This window comes from Lysinibacillus sp. G4S2, from assembly GCF_030348505.1.
Lineage (GTDB): Bacteria > Bacillota > Bacilli > Bacillales_A > Planococcaceae > Lysinibacillus.
This window is the reverse complement of the sequence record NZ_JAUCFJ010000002.1, coordinates 3,142,073-3,159,682: the sequence shown is the minus strand read 5'-3', so window position 1 is coordinate 3,159,682 and position 17,610 is coordinate 3,142,073. Positions and strand designations below refer to the sequence as shown.

General features: G+C 36.1%; 16 protein-coding genes. 9 read left to right on the top strand and 7 right to left on the bottom strand.

Features of this window, described 5'->3' with window-relative positions:
• Positions 1–9: 9 nt before the first annotated feature.
• From leuD to QUF91_RS16235, 7 genes are all read left to right on the top strand, one after another.
• Complete coding sequence (leuD, locus tag QUF91_RS16265) at positions 10–600, top strand: 3-isopropylmalate dehydratase small subunit (protein WP_289418551.1); 591 nt, start codon at positions 10–12, stop codon at positions 598–600.
• Between the two features lie 739 nt (positions 601–1,339).
• Positions 1,340–2,551 (top strand): MFS transporter, encoded by a 1,212-nt coding sequence (locus tag QUF91_RS16260; RefSeq protein ID WP_289418550.1) that lies wholly within the window; start codon positions 1,340–1,342, stop codon positions 2,549–2,551.
• Positions 2,548–2,718 carry a hypothetical protein gene (locus tag QUF91_RS16255; RefSeq protein WP_289418548.1) on the top strand — a complete coding sequence of 57 codons (171 nt, stop codon included), beginning with the start codon at positions 2,548–2,550 and terminating at the stop codon, positions 2,716–2,718. The genes QUF91_RS16260 and QUF91_RS16255 overlap by 4 nt, the downstream gene beginning before the upstream one ends.
• Positions 2,719–2,979: 261 nt before the next feature.
• The gene (gene rbsK / locus QUF91_RS16250) at positions 2,980–3,858 is read left to right on the top strand and encodes a ribokinase (protein ID WP_289418546.1); all 879 of its coding nucleotides are present in this window, start codon (positions 2,980–2,982) and stop codon (positions 3,856–3,858) included.
• A gap of 307 nt (positions 3,859–4,165) precedes the next feature.
• A complete protein-coding gene (locus QUF91_RS16245) occupies positions 4,166–6,016 on the top strand; it encodes a dynamin family protein (RefSeq protein ID WP_285394960.1) in 1,851 nt (616 codons plus the stop codon).
• A gap of 141 nt (positions 6,017–6,157) precedes the next feature.
• On the top strand, positions 6,158–7,378 hold the full coding sequence (locus QUF91_RS16240; protein WP_289418545.1) for an RtcB family protein: 1,221 nt from the start codon (positions 6,158–6,160) through the stop codon (positions 7,376–7,378).
• A 168-nt stretch (positions 7,379–7,546) separates the two neighbouring features.
• Positions 7,547–7,906, top strand: a complete 360-nt coding sequence (locus tag QUF91_RS16235) for a sigma factor (protein WP_289418544.1) — start codon at positions 7,547–7,549, stop codon at positions 7,904–7,906.
• 100 nt (positions 7,907–8,006) lie between these two features.
• Here QUF91_RS16235 and QUF91_RS16230 read toward each other — a convergent pair whose 3' ends face one another.
• Positions 8,007–8,171: a hypothetical protein gene (locus tag QUF91_RS16230; RefSeq protein WP_285394962.1), complete on the bottom strand. Its 165-nt coding sequence runs from the start codon at positions 8,169–8,171 to the stop codon at positions 8,007–8,009.
• 590 nt (positions 8,172–8,761) lie between these two features.
• Here QUF91_RS16230 and QUF91_RS16225 point away from each other — a divergent pair.
• The gene (locus QUF91_RS16225; RefSeq protein WP_289418542.1) at positions 8,762–9,112 is read left to right on the top strand and encodes a DUF5643 domain-containing protein; all 351 of its coding nucleotides are present in this window, start codon (positions 8,762–8,764) and stop codon (positions 9,110–9,112) included.
• 151 nt (positions 9,113–9,263) lie between these two features.
• Here QUF91_RS16225 and QUF91_RS16220 read toward each other — a convergent pair whose 3' ends face one another.
• The 4 genes from QUF91_RS16220 to QUF91_RS16205 all read right to left on the bottom strand — a co-directional run bounded on the left by QUF91_RS16220 (position 9,264) and on the right by QUF91_RS16205 (position 12,701).
• A complete protein-coding gene (locus QUF91_RS16220; protein WP_285394965.1) occupies positions 9,264–9,773 on the bottom strand; it encodes a ferritin in 510 nt (169 codons plus the stop codon).
• A 219-nt stretch (positions 9,774–9,992) separates the two neighbouring features.
• Positions 9,993–10,628, bottom strand: coding sequence for a Bax inhibitor-1/YccA family protein (locus QUF91_RS16215; protein WP_289418539.1), 636 nt, complete (start codon positions 10,626–10,628; stop codon positions 9,993–9,995).
• A gap of 30 nt (positions 10,629–10,658) precedes the next feature.
• On the bottom strand, positions 10,659–11,447 hold the full coding sequence (locus QUF91_RS16210) for a hypothetical protein (RefSeq protein WP_289418537.1): 789 nt from the start codon (positions 11,445–11,447) through the stop codon (positions 10,659–10,661).
• Between the two features lie 492 nt (positions 11,448–11,939).
• Entirely contained in the window at positions 11,940–12,701 is a 762-nt protein-coding gene (locus QUF91_RS16205; protein WP_285394967.1) for a TerC family protein, read from the bottom strand.
• Positions 12,702–13,122: 421 nt separating this feature from the next.
• Between QUF91_RS16205 and QUF91_RS16200 the strand changes: the two genes are divergently transcribed.
• On the top strand, positions 13,123–14,880 hold the full coding sequence (locus tag QUF91_RS16200; RefSeq protein ID WP_285394968.1) for an ABC transporter ATP-binding protein: 1,758 nt from the start codon (positions 13,123–13,125) through the stop codon (positions 14,878–14,880).
• 63 nt (positions 14,881–14,943) lie between these two features.
• On the opposite strand, the gene QUF91_RS16195 is transcribed toward QUF91_RS16200, so the two are convergent.
• Together QUF91_RS16195 and QUF91_RS16190 are read right to left on the bottom strand one after the other, a co-directional pair.
• Positions 14,944–16,422: a spore germination protein gene (locus QUF91_RS16195; protein WP_285394969.1), complete on the bottom strand. Its 1,479-nt coding sequence runs from the start codon at positions 16,420–16,422 to the stop codon at positions 14,944–14,946.
• Entirely contained in the window at positions 16,422–17,546 is a 1,125-nt protein-coding gene (locus QUF91_RS16190) for an endospore germination permease (RefSeq protein ID WP_289418534.1), read from the bottom strand. The genes QUF91_RS16195 and QUF91_RS16190 overlap by 1 nt, the downstream gene beginning before the upstream one ends.
• Positions 17,547–17,610 lie beyond the last annotated feature (64 nt).

The following is a 17,610-nucleotide window of genomic DNA, read 5'->3' as shown; positions in this document are numbered from 1 at the left end:
TGATTGAAAATGGAACCAATTAATATCGTAAATAGTGTGATAACACCACTTGATCGTAAAAATGTCGATACAGACCAAATTATTTCGAAAGAGTTTTTAAAACGTATTGAGCGTACAGGTTTTGGTCAGTTTTTATTCTATCATTGGCGCTTCGATGCAGAGGGCAATGAAATTAAGGATTTTGTATTAAACAAACCTGAATTTAAAAACTCCAAAATTTTAGTAGCACAAGATAACTTCGGCTGTGGTTCTTCTCGTGAACACGCACCGTGGGCAATTTTAGATTATGGCTTCAATGTAGTGATTGCGCCATCTTTTGCAGATATTTTCCATAATAACTGTTTCAAAAATGGCATTTTACCAATCAAACTAACTGAAGCAGAGTGTGATGAAATTTTAGCTAAAGGCTTAGCAAAACCATACCCGTTGGAAGTTAGTCTTGAAGCACAAACGGTAACAGGTGAAGACGGGAAAGTGTATCATTTTAGCATCGATCCTTATTATAAAGAAACATTACTAAATGGTTGGGATGAAATTGCCCTAACATTTAAATATGAGGAACAAATCGCTGCGTACGAAGCAAAACGTATCGCCTATTAATAGATGAAGCGATTACCTTTAGACTGAAGACATACTAGTTGTCTTCAGTTTTTTTCTTGCTTAAAGAAGGGATTGCTCGGGTTGGAGTGAAAATGCTCAGGTAGAAGGAAAAACTGCTCGGGTTAGAGTGGAAAATGATAGGGTAGCAGAAAGAACTGCTCGGGTTAGAGTGGAAAATGATCGGGTAGCAGAAAGAACTGCTCGGGTTAGAGTGGAAGGTGATCAGGTAGCAGAAAGAACTGCTCGGGTTAGAGTAAAAAGTGATCAGGTAGCAGAAAGAACTAACCTCAGAACTGTCAGGTAATGAAAAAAACTCATTGATAAGTAAATGACTAGTCCTTATAACTTTACATAATAAAAATACAGCATTAGTTATTTTAATTTGTTGTTTATTTGTAAAAAAAAGCATTACGAATTGAAGCAATATTTTGATAATATGTAAATGGAGTTATGGTAAATAAATGGAATGTTATCCAGTTTATTGTCTCATCACTAAAAGGTAGAGATAACATTTGATAAAACGTATGTCATGTATATAAGTTGAGTGGAGACAGGGCGATTCCTTGGGGATTAGCGTCATAGAGGAGCCTTGGGACGCAGCAAAGTGGCTCATCGGACTTCACTGGGAAAGCGCCCAGTTGGAACGGAAAATCAACCGCATGTTTTGGTGATGTGCTAGTTTAATTAAACATTTATTGGAAATTTTTATCAAAAGTGAAAAATAAGGAGGGGAACCATCATGACTATCATTCGTAAATACAGTTTGTTAATTGGAGGCTTAGGTTTTTCCAATTTAGGAAACTGGATTTACCTCGTTGCACTTAATTTATTTGTATGGCATTTAACACAATCACCTGCAGCGATGGCTGGGATCTTTATTGTCGGTCCTATCGCCAGAGTTTTAACCAACTTGGTAGCAGGCTCTTTTATTGATCGTATGAATAAACGCAAGTTGATGATTACAACTGATATGATACGAGGTGTTATCGTTTTTTGTATGCCGTTTATGGAATCTATTTGGCTAATTTATGCATTGTTATTTTTAGCGAATATAGCAAGTAGTTTCTTTGGACCTAGTAGTACATATTATATTACAAAATTTATTCCCTCAGAAGATAGACAACGATTCAACGCAATACTTGGTACGTTCAATTCAGGTTCGTTTTTAGTAGGTCCAGCACTAGCGGGTCTCCTCATTATGCTTTTTAATACAACAGTTACAATATGGTTCAACAGCTTTACATTTTTTGTATGTGCAATAATCATTTATTTATTACCTAATGTCGATGATGTGCAGGAAACTTCGAGGCAACGTATTACTTGGCAAATATTAAAAAGTGATTATGTAACTGTAGTGGCTTTCATCCGACAAAATCCATTATTTATTACGATTTATTTATTGTTCCAAAGTGCGTTAATGATTGCTTTTGCGCTTGACTCCCAAGAAGCAACATTTATAAAACAAGATTTAGCTTTATCCGATAGCATATATGGAGCTTTTGTGAGTGTTGCAGGAGCAGGAGCAATTTTAGGTGGAATGGTTGCTGCAAGCTTTGCAAAAAAATGGTCCACTCGTTCATATATGGCTTTTGGCTTGTTCTTGACAATGCTATTTTATACAGCCTTTTATGCTTCGACATCAAGTATATTGGCATGTGTAAGTTTTGTTTTTCTAGGCTTTTTTATGGCGTTTAGTAATACAGGCTATGAAACATTTTATCAGCAAAATGTACCGCCTGAAATGATGGGGAGATTCGGCAGTATTTCGAATATTTTTCAAAGTATTTTACAAATTACCTTTACGTTTTTATTAGGTCTGTTTGCAGAATTATATACGCTTCAAATGACTGCCATTATTTTAGGTATTACAAGTATTTTATGTTCGGTTTCATTATGTTTTGTGCTATATTCCAAAAAAATCCACATAGATTTAAAGGAGGAAACATTATGATTAGTTATTCGCTTAGTTGTATTTTTTGTAAGAATACATTTGAAGTTGTTGAAGGGTCAAAGAAATATAGACTGTATAAACAAAATATGCAAGGGAAATTTTCTTGTGAAGATTGTGATAGAAAAATTGAATTGGAGTCAAGGAAGGGCTTATTAGGAAAACTATAAATCGAAAATAGGCATATTGAAAATAATTAACTATACTTTCAGGCGTGTTGATTAGGAAAAAATAGGTTTATTATTGAGCGATAAAAGGATTTTTTTGTTGCCGTTTTGCTAATATATACCTATTTTCAACTGATTGTAGCCCGTAGCGAAAATCAGGTGAGATGCTAATACTTCAAACGTAATAATCAAATGTAAATGATCCTGTCTTTCTACTGTTTTCTCAGTTAGAATGGAAAAATAAGAAGGAAGGCAGGTCAAAAGATGATTACAGTTATAGGTAGCTTAAATATGGATTTAGTTGTGCAAATGGAGGCTTTTCCAAAGCAGGGTGAAACAATTCTTGGTAAAGAATTTCAAACAATCCCAGGTGGAAAAGGGGCGAATCAGGCAGTTGCTGCTGCACGCCTTGGAAGTGAAGTTACAATGATTGGCTGTGTAGGATCAGATAGTTTTGGTGAGTCATTACGTAAAGGTTTGCAGCAAGAGCACATCCAAACAGAAGCGATTACAAGCACATCAGTTCCTACTGGGATTGCTAATATTCTAATCTACAATAACGATAACCGTATCATTGTAGTGCCAGGAGCTAATTATGAATTAATGCCTGCGCATATAGAGGCAGCGAAAGAAATCATTCAAAAAAGTCAGATGGTGATAATGCAGTTAGAAATTCCAAAGGAAACGACTGCTTATGCAATTAAACTGTGTAAAGAAGCCAATGTACCTGTTTTATTAAATCCAGCACCAGCGGCAAATTTTGATGTGCAATGGATGGAGGATATCACCTATATCACACCAAATGAAACAGAGTGTACAGAAATTTTTGGAGATAATTTTGATCAAGTATTAGAAAAATATCCTAATAAAATGATTATTACGTTAGGTAGTGATGGAGCACGCTATTTTGATGGTGAGTATCCTATTCATGTTCCAGGTTATATGACAAGAGCAGTAGATACAACAGGTGCAGGCGATACGTTTAACGGTGCACTTGCTTATGCATTAGTAGAAGGACAGTCTTTGGATCAGGCTGTGTATTTCGCTAATATTGCAGCTTCTTTATCTGTAGAGAAATTAGGTGCACAAAGTGGCATGCCAACACTTGGAGCGGTTTACGCACGTATGGCTGGAGAAGAGTAAAGTATAATGACGGTGTGCTAATAGTAAAAAAGTCACTTTAATAAGATAGAGTAGGAGAGAAGGTGCTGGAAACCTAACTCTCCTATCAATTTTTATAATAACTATTTATATATAATATTTCTTTTAGTCTGAGTGGGAATTAATATCTGTGATTGTAGGTTTTATAGTATAAGAATGATTTCCTATTTGTGACAACTGAAAGTAAGTAAATTGTCCTTTTTTATCGTTAATTCTAAGTACTATGTATTAGAGAGGGGATAGTTTCATTTATAATGAATATATATACATACGAAAAGAGGTTTTGGGGATGACAACTATAGATAATGTACCAATCGAGTATACAGCCTCAGCGAATAATATTTTGCCACAGCTTGTTGATCATTTACGACAATTGCATGGCATTATTGGACAAAATACATATGTGAAAGATACAGCTAAACACTTAAACCGTATCATTCAAGATGCTAACAATGAAACGATGATTCTTATTGTTGGGAAAGAGCGTGTTGGAAAAACAACACTTGTGAATGGATTGCTAGGGCGTCAAGTATTGCCTGTTAGTGATCAACATCCAACAGGTGTAAATACATTTTTGCGATACGGTGAAACTGAAGAAATAAAGGCGTATTTTTTAGATGGCGTTGTAGCGATATTCGATATGAGTAAACTAGAATTATTGACAACTGGTGATACTTTTGCATCTCAAATACTACGCGAACATTTAGATTACCTTGAAGTATATTTGAAAAATGATTTATTAAAATCAGTGACAATTATTGATTCTGTTTCATTGGAGGCAGGGGGAGGAGAAATGGCCTATTTCCCAGAATCTTTAATGAACCGGGTTGACGAAATCTTTTGGGTATTACGCTCAGGTTCAATGGCTATTTATCCAGAAATATTATTGATGGAAACGTTAAAAAATAAAGGTGTTGAACCTCTTTGTGTCATCAATGGTATTGATTCTAATGAAAATACGGAGACGTTTATCAATACAGAGAGAGAACGATTTGGCCATTTAATCAGTAATTTTGTTGCTATCTCTGCAATAGAAGCGCTTGAGGCTAAACAGACTAACAGTGATGAGCTTTGGCAAAAAAGCCAGTACGACCATTTAATTATGGAGATTCAGCGAGTTGCAGAAAATAGTGATAAGAAAACGTATGCCATTTTAATTCGCTTCTTACAATGGCTTGAACGATTCCGCTTCGAACTAACCGTTATTCCACAAAGAGATCCTTTCCAATCTGCTGTTGAGAATATTGAAAAGTATGCTGTCGACACACAATATGAGTTTTCGCGCTATCAAAGGGATTTAGCTATTGTAACTGAATATGAGCAAGAGTATGAAGTGGTGGCCAATGTATTTACAAAAGTTCAAACGCTGTATCAATTATTGCAAACAATTTCGCAAAATGACTATTTACAAGATGAAGTAGTAGAAAGTTTTACAGAAAATGCAATCAGCTATCAGCAAATGTTACGTGAATATCGTAATATGCATAGAGAATATATACGTGAATATGAACGATTGGACGCACAACATAAAAAAATTCATGGTAAAGGGCTAATGAAAGCAATTTTTGGTCAAGATACACAAAACGAATTTTTCAAGGATCGTGTCAACAAGTTAAATGGGCAGCAAGTACTGTGTATTGAACATTTGGAAAAAGTGCAGGAAGCGGAGACATTGATGCTTCAGTCCATTCAATCAGTACAAAGTCATCTTATGGATTTATCGAAAAAACGTTTGGCACGTATTGAGCAAAAAGTGCAAGAGCTTAATCAACAACGTTCAAAAGAAAAGCGTCAATTACAATTATACGCTAATAAATTAAATGAATTTTCTTGTTTGATTGAGGCACAGGGCTTTATTAAAGAAAAGATTCAACCATTTTTAATGGACGAGCAAATGCCTCTTAAAGCAAAAGATATTGAAATGCTCAAAGAAACAATAAACAGTATTTTGAGCATTGACTTATCAAATAATGGTTTGCTTGCACGTAGTCAGATGAACAATAAAATGGAAAGTACAGCGATTCCTTTTGATGCTCAGCAAAAATATCCATTACATACGTTAGCTCTAGCTGAAGCAGATGTAAAATCAAACGATATACCAGAAATTCCAAAAAAATTAGAAATTCAATATGCAGAATAGACTAAAAAAAAATGTCCTAAAAGTAATTTAAACTTTTAGGACATTTTTTTGTAACTGTACTTTTCCATCGATTGGGATTAAATGCCAAATAATTGAAACGTAATATAGGATTTTTTCGTATAGATAGAAGGAGGGATTAAAATGATTCAGATTAACGGACGTTTTACCGAAGCAAAAATCTATTCTAATACAGCATTACAATCAGCTATCGATCAAATTAAAGAATTGGCAAATCAGGCTTTTATGGCAGGAACAAAAGTACGGATTATGCCAGATTATCATGCAGGAAAGGGCTGTGTTATTGGCACAACGATTCAGCTTCAGAATCGTGTAGTGCCCAACCTTGTAGGTATTGATGTAGGTTGCGGTGTATTTGTAGCTGAGTTAAAAGAGACGGATATAGATTTTTCTAAACTTGATGCTACAATTCGAGCACATATACCAAGCGGGCAGAATATCCATGAGGAAGTATCGCCTGCACGACATTTTGTTGAATTCGACGGGAGACAGTTTGTAGCGAGCGGTTTAAAGGATGACTACACGAATTTATCGCTTGGTACACTTGGGGGAGGCAATCATTTTATTGAGCTTGCAAAAGACGAAGCAGGTACACATTATTTACTTATCCATACTGGCTCGCGTTATGTCGGAGCTAAGGTAGCGAATTGGCATCAAAAAAGAGCCTATGAAACATTGCAGCGAGAAGATTTAAAAGAAAAAATAGCCGAACTGAAAAATCAGGGGCGAGAAAAAGAAATTCAAGCGATGATTAAAGCTTATAAAGAACAAAATCCTATTGTACCAAAAGATTTGGCCTATTTAGAGGGCGAGTATTTTCATGATTATATTCAGGATATGAAAATTGCTCAGCAATATGCTCGGATGAATCGCTGGACAATTGCCGAAACGATTGCTAAGCATATGAACTGGCACTTTAACGAAACGTTTGATACGATCCATAACTATATTGATACGGATACGATGACGTTAAGAAAAGGAGCTGTTCGAGCAAATAAAGGAGAAAAGCTCGTAATTCCTATGAATATGCGAGATGGCTCCCTTATTTGTATGGGGAAAGGGAATGCAGATTGGAATTACTCTGCACCACATGGAGCAGGGCGTATGTACTCTCGACGTGCTGCAAAAGAAGCATTAAACATGGAAGATTTTAAAGAAACGATGCAAGGTATTTGGACAACATCCGTAAATGAAGAAACATTGGATGAAGCTCCGATGGCATATAAGCCGATGTCAGAAATTACATCTGTTATCGAGGAAACTGCTGAGATATTAAAAGTGATTACACCCGTCTATAATTTTAAAGCTAGCGAAGCAGCTAAGCCATATGAGCGACGAAAGTAAACTCTGAAGGAAATGAATAAATAACTTCTGATGAAACATATCCATGATTTTTTTGGATATGTTTTCTTTTTGAATACTAATAGGGAAGAACATCGTATTTTTAAAATGAAAATAAATCGAACGAAAATGTCAGCTCGACTGTCTAATAAATAGAAGGGAGTGAATCTGATGGATGAACAATCGTTAATAAGGCGTGCGATGGCTGGAGATGAACGAGCATTTTTACAGCTACTTAGTCAATATGAAGAGACAATGTACCGTATGGCATTCGCCTATTTAAAAAATGAGCATGATGCCGTTGAGGCGGTGCAAGAAGCTACTTATCGAAGCTTAAAAAAGATACATACCGTAAAAGAATCAGCTTATTTTGGTACGTGGCTTGTCCGAATTTTACTCAATATTTGTCATGATATGCGGGAAAAACGTATGTGTCTAGATTTACAGGAGGACATAGAAATCGGTGACACTGTATCGAATCACGAACGTTTTGAAATGACAGATATCATTAATAGTTATGGCCTTTTATGATTAAAAATTAAAAACTAAAGAGTAGTTCGTACTTGCACTACTCTTTTTTTCAATAATTATTTTTGGATAATAATCTTCCCTGCTCGGAAAATACACTTTTCTAAAATTCTGGGATAAAAGCATTCAAAAAGTAAATTATCAAAACTATTATAGCTAGAATAATAAACTCTTTTTTATCGAAATCTTTATTAACGCTGTTTTGTTTTTTTACTCTCCTATATTTACCCTGCACCTTTTTTTGTATATATTTTTTGTCTTTTGACATCAAAGCCCCCCTATAATCGTCTCCTTTGAATTTTTATTTAAGTTCCTTTCATTTCAAATTATCTATCTTTTTTATAAACAACCAATCTTTTTTACAAAACTACACGTCCAAAAGGTTAGAGAGGGAATAGCCTTAAATAACCATTAATTCAGAAACTTCTTCTTACGCTCATTCACCAAAGCAAGACCTATTTTAAAGTTCAGCCAATCGTGTATTTTTCGAGTACTATTAAGCCATCAAATTCTCTCATTGTACTTTACATACAATTGAAACGAGCAAAATTACCATTCACATACACAAGTGGTTATTGATACTATTGTAGCGAAAAAACAGTAAAATTTGTACATAAATGTATAAAGTGCTTTTGTTATATATTGAATATTCCTCCTTATTTCAAAATAAATGGCCGCTCCTAAGAGCGACCATATTATTAGGTTTTTTTTCTTTATTTAAGCTTTCAAGGATTTTTGATATTAAGATATCCGTATATTGTTTTGCTACAAAAGAATCTAAACTCATTCCTATTTCTCAATGGTAAGGTATTACTTCCTGGAATGAGTTACAGCTGGTTTGACAAAAAGGAAACATTTTTGATTGAAGGAAAATTTGAGGCTACATTTAAGAGTCCTATTAATTACGACAATGCCGAATTTAAATTATATTTACAATTTGCAGATGAAAAACAAACAGAGCTTACAATCCCATTTTCACTTAAAAAGCCAATAGCGAAAACGAAAACCTATGAATTGAATGAAGAAATGAGTTTTGAAGAACAGCATATCATCGTCAAGTCCGTTTCCATTTCACCACTTCGTACAGGTATTACAATTGCGCTTGACCCAAATAATGAAATGCGTATTTTAGGATTTGATGATATACGTCTATTGGATGAAAAGGGGGAGATGTCGATATTTTTCGAAAGTTGGGTGATAAATCTATAAAGTTGGTCGATAAATCGAAAAAGTTAGTCGATAAACAATCAAAAGTTCTCGATAAATCTCAAAACTGTAGCTCATTAAAGATCAAACAAAGAAAAAAGAGAAATCGAACAGCATCGATTTCTCTTTTTTCTTTAATATCAGCTAGTTAATTCTATGCTTCAGCATCAGGTGTAAATGTACGACTCGCTAACTCAGCGTCAAGCATAAAGATTGCGTTGGAGTCATTTTCGATGCGTTCAAATTTACGGATTAATGTGTCAAACGTTGATTCTTCTTCTACTTGCTCGTCTATGAACCATTTTAAGAAAGCCATTGTTGCGTGCTCGCGTTCATCTAAAGCGATATCGGATAAATTATAAATGCGGCGAGTCACTTCTTTTTCATGTGAAAGAGCAGATTTAAAGGCATTTAAAATCGAATCAAAATGATTTTCTGGGCTATCATAGCCATGGATTGTTGCGCGGTAGCCCATATCACTTAGGAAATTATAAAATTTCATGGCATGGAAGCGTTCTTCTTCAGCTTGTACTAAAAAGAAGTTGGCAAAGCCATCGTAATCTTGATCTGTGCAATATGCCGCCATCGCCATATAGGCATGTGCTGAGTAAAATTCAAAATTCATTTGTTCGTTTAGTGCTGTGTGTAGTTTTTCAGATAACATAAAAGTTTTCCTCCCTTAGTAGTAAATACCTGATGATGTCTTTTAGTATACAACGAAGATAGACCGTAATACAAATGATATTAGTTCTCAATTAGAAAAAATTTATCTGTACCGAAAGTGAAGATGGGAGGTGGGTGAATAACTGCCCGAAAAAGCCCGATTGGTAAAGACTAAAAATCAGTGGGGGATGAAGAAACCCCCACTGATTAAAGTTTCATTTTATTCAAACTCATTTTTTAATCGCCAAATTACTTCTAGCAGATTAGTAAATAAATTAATAAAATCTAAGTAAAGATTTAAGGCCATACCAACGACTTCAGCATCTGAAACGTGATTATGTTTAATTTGATTAAAATCATACACAGTATACAGGCTAAATAATAGCACGGTAATTCCAGCTATAATCAAACCTACCATATTGCTAACAGGGATAAACATAAATATTAGCGAAAATACGAGTACGACGATTAATACAGTGAATAAATAGCTTCCCCAATTGGAAATGTCTTTATTCATCATCATACCAATCAGTGCTAGCACAATGAAGATGGCTACGGTCGCTACGAAAACAATTAACACAAGCTGTTGTCCTAGCTCTGCAATGAAAAATTGTGTTGTCCAAAATAGTAAAATTCCCATTAAAAAGGGGATCGTATACATAATGGAATTAGCGAGTTTCAGACTTCGCACAAAGCAGGCGATGATAAGAAGCACAATTGTAATAATGGATAGCGGCATGATAATAGCAGGAGGTAATAATGTAGCAATGTACATACCGACTACTGTCAGCACCCACATAAAGGCGAAGTGTTTCAAAATTTTGTTCAAGTTATGATTGCGGTTTGCATAAGTCATAATAAAGAATCCTTTCTTTTTTTAATAATATTAACTATACGAATCAATTTCTAAAAAGTTTCGTACTTTTAAAAATTTGGGTTCATCACCATAACGTGTGGTTGATTTCCGTTCCGACTGGGCGCTTTGTTGCTGCCGCTTCGCTTTCGCACAGATAAAACAATTGTTGTTGCTGCCGCTTCGCTTTCGCACAGATAAAACAATTGTTGTTGCTGCCGCTTCGCTTTCGCACAGATAAAACAATTGTTGTTGCTGCCGCTTCGCTTTCGCACAGATAAAACAATTGTTGTTGCTGCCGCTTCGCTCGCACAGATAAAAACACGTTGTTGTTGCCGCTTCGCTTTCGCACAGATAAAACAATTGTTGTTGCTGCCGCTTCGCTTTCGCACAGATAAAACAATTGTTGTTGCTGCCTTCGCTTTCGCACAGATAAAACAATTGTTGTTGCTGCCGCTTCGCTTTCGCACAGATAAAACAATTGTTGTTGCTGCCGCTCGCTTTCGCACAGATAAAACAATTGTTGTTGCTGCCGCTTCGCTTTCGCACAGATAAAACAATTGTTGTTGCTGCCGCTTCGCTTTCGCACAGATAAAACAATTGTTGCTGCCGCTTCGCTTTCGCACAGATAAAACAATTGTTGCTGCCGCTTCGCTTTCGCACAGATAAAACAATTGTTGCTGCCGCTTCGCTTTCGCACAGATAAAACAATTGTTGCTGCCGCTTCGCTTTCGCACAGATAAAACAATTGTTGCTGTCGCTACGCTTTCGCACAGATAAAACAATTGTTGCTGTCGCTACGCTTTCGCACAGATAAAACAATTGTTGCTGTCGCTACGCTTTCGCACAGATAAAACAATTGTTGTTGCTGTCGCTACGCTTTCGCACAGAGCAAAGCTTCCAGGGGGCGTCCGAATGAGCCGCTTTACTCGCGTTGCTTGCTCCAGGGTCTAATCTGTGACGCTAATCTCCTAGGAGTTGCCCAGCTTTCACTCCAACCAACCAATATACAGTGCATATATTTTTAAAAATGTCATCCACAACTTTTGGTGATGAGCCAAAAGTTGGTTCTTTATTAAATGTAAGTGTAAGGGACAATGTGAAGTTTTCACAAAATGCCCCCTTCCTTTCTGACGATTGACTGCCAAGCTTCTTCGAATTGTGATACAAACCATTGAGGATCTGGACTAGCCAGTATTTCGGCAGGAGTTTGGGGCATTTTCCTCCATCTTTAAATGGTTTGGATGCTCTGAGAAATAGTATGGAACCAAAAAAAATCGCCAAGATGGTATGTCTAGGCGATTTTTCTACTAATCATTGTGCATCTTTCTTTTGGTTTTTCACTCCAACTAAATATCCACCAAGGGCAATACCAATTAATACAGTCCAGAAAATAACTGTCCACGTTGTTGAGTGTGGGAAATCATGTGGAATTATACCTAGTTTTTCGTGTGCTAATGCTAGAACAGCCAGCTTTACACCAACCCAGCCTACGATTAGGAAGGCAGCTGTTTCTAGTGATGGGAATCTTTCAAGAACTGACACGAACCAACGAGCCGCAAAACGCATCATGATCACACCGATAATCCCACCTAGGAACATCACGGCGAATTGACCCGCATTAATACCGCCGATATCAAAATTTCCGATATGTGGTAGTGTTACTGCAATTGCGACAGCTGCTAAAATTGAATCTACCGCAAAGGCGATGTCGGCAAGTTCAACTTTCATAACAGTCATCCAGAAGCCAGATTGTTTTTTAGGCTCTTGGGTTTCTTCGGGGTTTTGTGCAGCCTTCCGTGAATCATAAATATGCTTACCAGACATGAATAATAAGTAGGCAGCACCAATTGCTTGAATTTGCCAGAAATTAACGAGCGTTGTAATAAGGAATAGTGCAGCGAAGCGGAAAATAAATGCTCCCACTAAACCATATAATAGAGCTTTTTGCTGTTGTTCCTTTGGTAAATGTTTAACCATAACGGCCATAACGACTGCGTTATCAGCGGCTAATAAACCTTCTAGTACGATTAATACGATGAGTACCCATGCGTATTCTAATAAAATTGCCTCCAAATTTGTTTCCTCCTTAGTAGTTAGAACAGAAATGAATGTACTGCTTTTAACGTATTGTTTGCATTTTTAGGCAAAGAAAAAGACCCCTGCCTAAAAAATAGGCAAAGGTCTTGCTAAGCAATTAACTGTTTATTACACAGAAAATATCTTATAATTTAAGATATGCCTTCACACCCGATGGTACAGGACCATGTAATGACGAATGTGAAATCAGATGCTTTGTTTACATCTGCTAGCTACTCCCCCTTGACATAATTGTCAAAAGCTATTCAATTCTTTATACATGGATTATATCATGTTTCTAATTTATTGCAAATAAAAATGTGAAGTTATGGTGAAAAAATACTTTACCGAATAATTTGAACAAGTGGTACTATTGGAGATAAGTTGAAATGTTTAGCAGCATAGAGAGGAGACATACATGTATAGAAAGTTTTTTTCATATTACAAACCACATAAGCGATTATTTGTGATCGATTTTTCGAGCGCAATTATTGTGGCAATTCTAGAACTCGCATTTCCTCTAGCTGTTCAGTGGTTTATAGACGAACTATTACCTACAGGTGACTGGGGCATGATTGTCAAAGTAAGTGTGTTATTATTACTTGTTTATGTACTTAGTACAGTCCTTAACTTTATCGTCAACTACTTAGGACATAAACTAGGTATTAATATCGAGACAGATATGCGACAGGAGTTATTTACCCATGTTCAGCGTCAATCATTCCGGTTTTTTGATAATACGAAAACAGGTCATATTATGAGCCGTATTACGAATGATTTATTTGATATCGGGGAGTTTGCACATCATGGGCCTGAGGATTTATTTATCGCGATTATGACGTTTGTTGGGGCCTTTACTATTATGTTTAATGTTAATCCAACACTAGCATTAATTGCCACAATTATGGTGCCGTTTTTAACATGGCTTGTTACATTTAGTAATATCAAAATGAACAATGCATGGAAAACAATGTATGGGAAAATCGCTGATGTGAATGGCCGTGTAGAGGATAGTGTATCTGGTGTACGCGTCGTCAAATCCTTTACAAATGAAGCTTTTGAAATTGAACGCTTTAAGGAGCAAAACGGCTTTTTCCGCTCTGCCAAATTGTATGCTTATAAAATTATGGCAGGAACACACTCTAGTATTTATATGATGACACGTTTGTTAACGTTAGTAGTGCTTGTTGTTGGGGCATGGCTGAGCTTTAATGGAAAATTATCTTATGGTGAGCTAGTAAGCTTTGTTTTGTATACAAATGTCCTCATTAAACCAATCGATAAAATTAGTGCATTGCTAGAGCTTTATCCAAAGGGGATGGCTGGCTTTAAACGCTTCCGTGAGTTAATAGAACAGGAACCAGAAATTCAAGATCGTGAAGGAGCAAAGTCTGTTACACATCTTTATGGAGATATTTCATTTAACAATGTTCATTTCAATTATGATACATCACAAACTGTGTTAACGGATATTTCCTTTGACGTACATGCTGGACAAACGATTGCATTTGTTGGACAATCCGGAGCGGGTAAAACAACGATTTGTTCTTTAATTCCGAGGTTCTATGAAGTAAGTAGTGGGGCCATTACGATTGATGGGATTGATGTACGAAATATGACACAGTCTTCTTTACGTTCTCAAATTGGTATTGTACAGCAGGATGTCTTTTTATTTACAGGTACTATTCGAGAAAATATTGCCTATGGGAAATTAGGTGCTAGTGACGAAGAAATTCGTGAGGCGGCTAAAAAGGCACATTTAGAGGCATTTATAGCAGAGCTTCCCAATGGTTACGAGACACAAATCGGGGAGCGTGGCTTAAAGCTTTCCGGTGGACAAAAGCAACGAATTGCCATTGCTCGAATGTTTTTAAAAAATCCACCTATTTTAATTTTAGACGAAGCAACATCTGCTTTGGATACAGAAACAGAGATGATTATTCAACAGTCATTAACAGAGCTTGCTGAAAATCGAACAACTTTAGTTATTGCCCATCGGCTGGCAACCATCCGCAATGCTGATCGAGTCTTAGTCGTCACACCAAATGGAATTGAAGAAGATGGTACTTATGATGAACTTGTTGCACAAAATGGAATTTTCGCTAAGCTCCATCATATTCAGTTTCGTAAAGGACAAGAAGAACCATCCGTGGAGAAATATGTTGAATTGAACTAAAAATGGCATCACTTAAATTGAAATATCCTCTCAAATTGAAACGCTCATTTGAGGGGATATTTCTTATTGTCTGTTTTTTCCTTCATTGCTTCTCACTGTTTTAGAGGTACGAGTGGAATCTTGAGGTGCAAGTGCTTTATTACGCTCAGTGTAGCTTTTTGCTGATAAGCGGAAGAGCGATTTTTTTATAGTTGACCAATTTAAATCTGTTGCAAGATTCATGTAAGAGTAACCATAGATTCGGATATTACATAAATAAAGAAGTGTGAGGTAAAGGGATATAAAAAATCCAAATAAACCCAAAAATGCACTGGCAAGAATGAAAGCAATACGCAAAATACTGATAGTTGTGACAAGAGATTGGTTAACGAGAGTAAATGATGCAATGGTAGAGATAGCAATAACTACAATCATTTCTGGACTTGTCACACCTGCGCGAATGGCTGCATCACCAATAATTAAACCACCAACAACGCTTATCGTACCTCCAATAACGGAAGGCAGACGTAAACCGGCTTCACGAAACAATTCAAACATTAATAGCATTAGTAGCATTTCGAGAGAGGAGGGGAGGGGTAGACCTGTTTTGGCTTGTACAACTGTTGCTAAAAGCTGAAATGGCAGTTGATTTTGGTGATAAGTCGTTAAAGAGAGCCAAAATGCAGGCAACAGTAAACCAATTAAAATCCCCAAAATCCTCAAAAGTCGTTCGATAGAACTGAAAATAACAGGATATTCATTATCTTCTGCAGATTTTAGTAATAAAAATAAATTTACAGGTGTGACGACGGCATATGCTACACCATCGACGAGAATGAGAAAACGACCTCTAATTAGAGCCTGAATAGCATAATCAGGCCGCCCTGTATAATCGAATTTTGGGAACAGTTTGGAGTTTTTATTAATTCGCTCCATTAATATATCTCCACTAAAGACAATATCTGTATCTACAGATGCCAGTTGCTTTTTTATTCCGTGTAAAATATCCATATCGACAATATCATCAAAATAAAGAATGGCCACGGTTGTTTTTGAACGTTTTCCTACTTCCACTTTTTCTACACAAAATGAATTCGTAGGTAAACGTTTGCGCAACAGTGCAATGTTGATGCGAATATCTTCAATAAAATTATCCCTTGGACCCTTAACGAGAACCTCCATTCTCGTTTCTTCTGGATTTCGGTTAGGCTTTTTAGCAATATTACTAGCATATAAAAGTCCTTCTTCTTCAAAATAAAGCAATAAAAAACCAGTATATACAAAGGTAATGGCTTCTTCTTTATCTTTGACTTTTTGAAGAGTCGGAATATGAAGTTGATTGGTAACATTTTCTTCAAAGGATGTATCAGCTAAATGATCATAAAGAAATTGGATACGCCGAATAATGACTTCGTTGAGCAGGTGTTGGTCTATCATCGCATCACAGGTTATGAATTGAACCTTTTGTTGATTAAATGTATATTCCTGAAATTGAATATCTGCTGATTTTTGAAATAGTTTTTTTAAGGTGTTTAGATCTATAGCCTTCTCCTGCTGAGGCATTATGATTCACCACTTTCCATTTCTTGTTTGTCAGGCTTCCCCTTTTTTGAAGACTTATTTGAAAAGAAAGCTACTAGTACGAAAAAAATTGATAATAGAAAAAAGAAAATAAAAGTAACTGTTAATATATAGTTCCCTTTCACCTTGAAAAGTATGTTTTCATTTAAAATAATTAACGGTAGACAAAGTAGAAAGAAAGGGGGAGCCAGCATTTTCCATATTCGTTTCGGGTCCCCAGTCATTTTCAATAAATCCGCTGTAATATATAAAAGGAAGCCAACTCGTATAAATGTTCCAGTAAGCCATTGGTAAATAGAGAAAAAGTCAAGATGCTCAATATAGCGACCAATCGATACTAGACCCCATTCCTCGTAAGCCGGATATCTTTGCTTTGCAGCTTCGGTTGGACCAAATTCTGTAATTGCACCGATAAGCGGTCCTAAAGTCAGCCCCATTAAAATGAAAAGCATGATGCCAAATTGATACCAACGAATACGCTCTTTAAATTGATGTTGTAAAAATAAAAGCATAAATAGTTCAATATATCCTGAAGCCGGATAAATCATCCCTTTCATAATAGGATTGAATCCATGCTCGAAAAACGGACGTAATAACCCGTATTCTTTTACTTGTAAATTTGTAAATGCGACAAAAAATCCAAAGACTACTACACCGAATAATACAAAGACATTTAAAATAGCAATGGTTTGTAAACTTGTTGTAACGAGTAAAAGACAAAGAACTGTATAAATGATTAATAGTATTATGACTGGAGTTTGAGGTAAAAATGTTGTGTTCACCCATTGCAATGTTTCAACCATCGTAAAAGCAGAGAGGATGAGTAAAAATATTGCTATACTATAAATGATGATTGTGGAGCCGATTTTTCCAATTTTTCCATCTAACCAGTCCCTGATAGGTTCCTGATTTGTCTTTTTTTGAATATAAACTAAAACAAATAGCCAAAAGAATAGTATAGCTGCGGCCATTAGTACAGATATCCATCCATCCCTTCCAGCAGCATCAAGTAGCGGGGGAATAATTGTCACGTGATTTTTTAAGCCAATGACAGTCATGGATAAGAAGACAACGTGTAAAATACTAATTGATCCTAAGCCTTTCATATGAAAACCCTCTAACGTTAATTGATACATTTTAGCTTAGACAAAAAGTGAGAGGATTATAAGC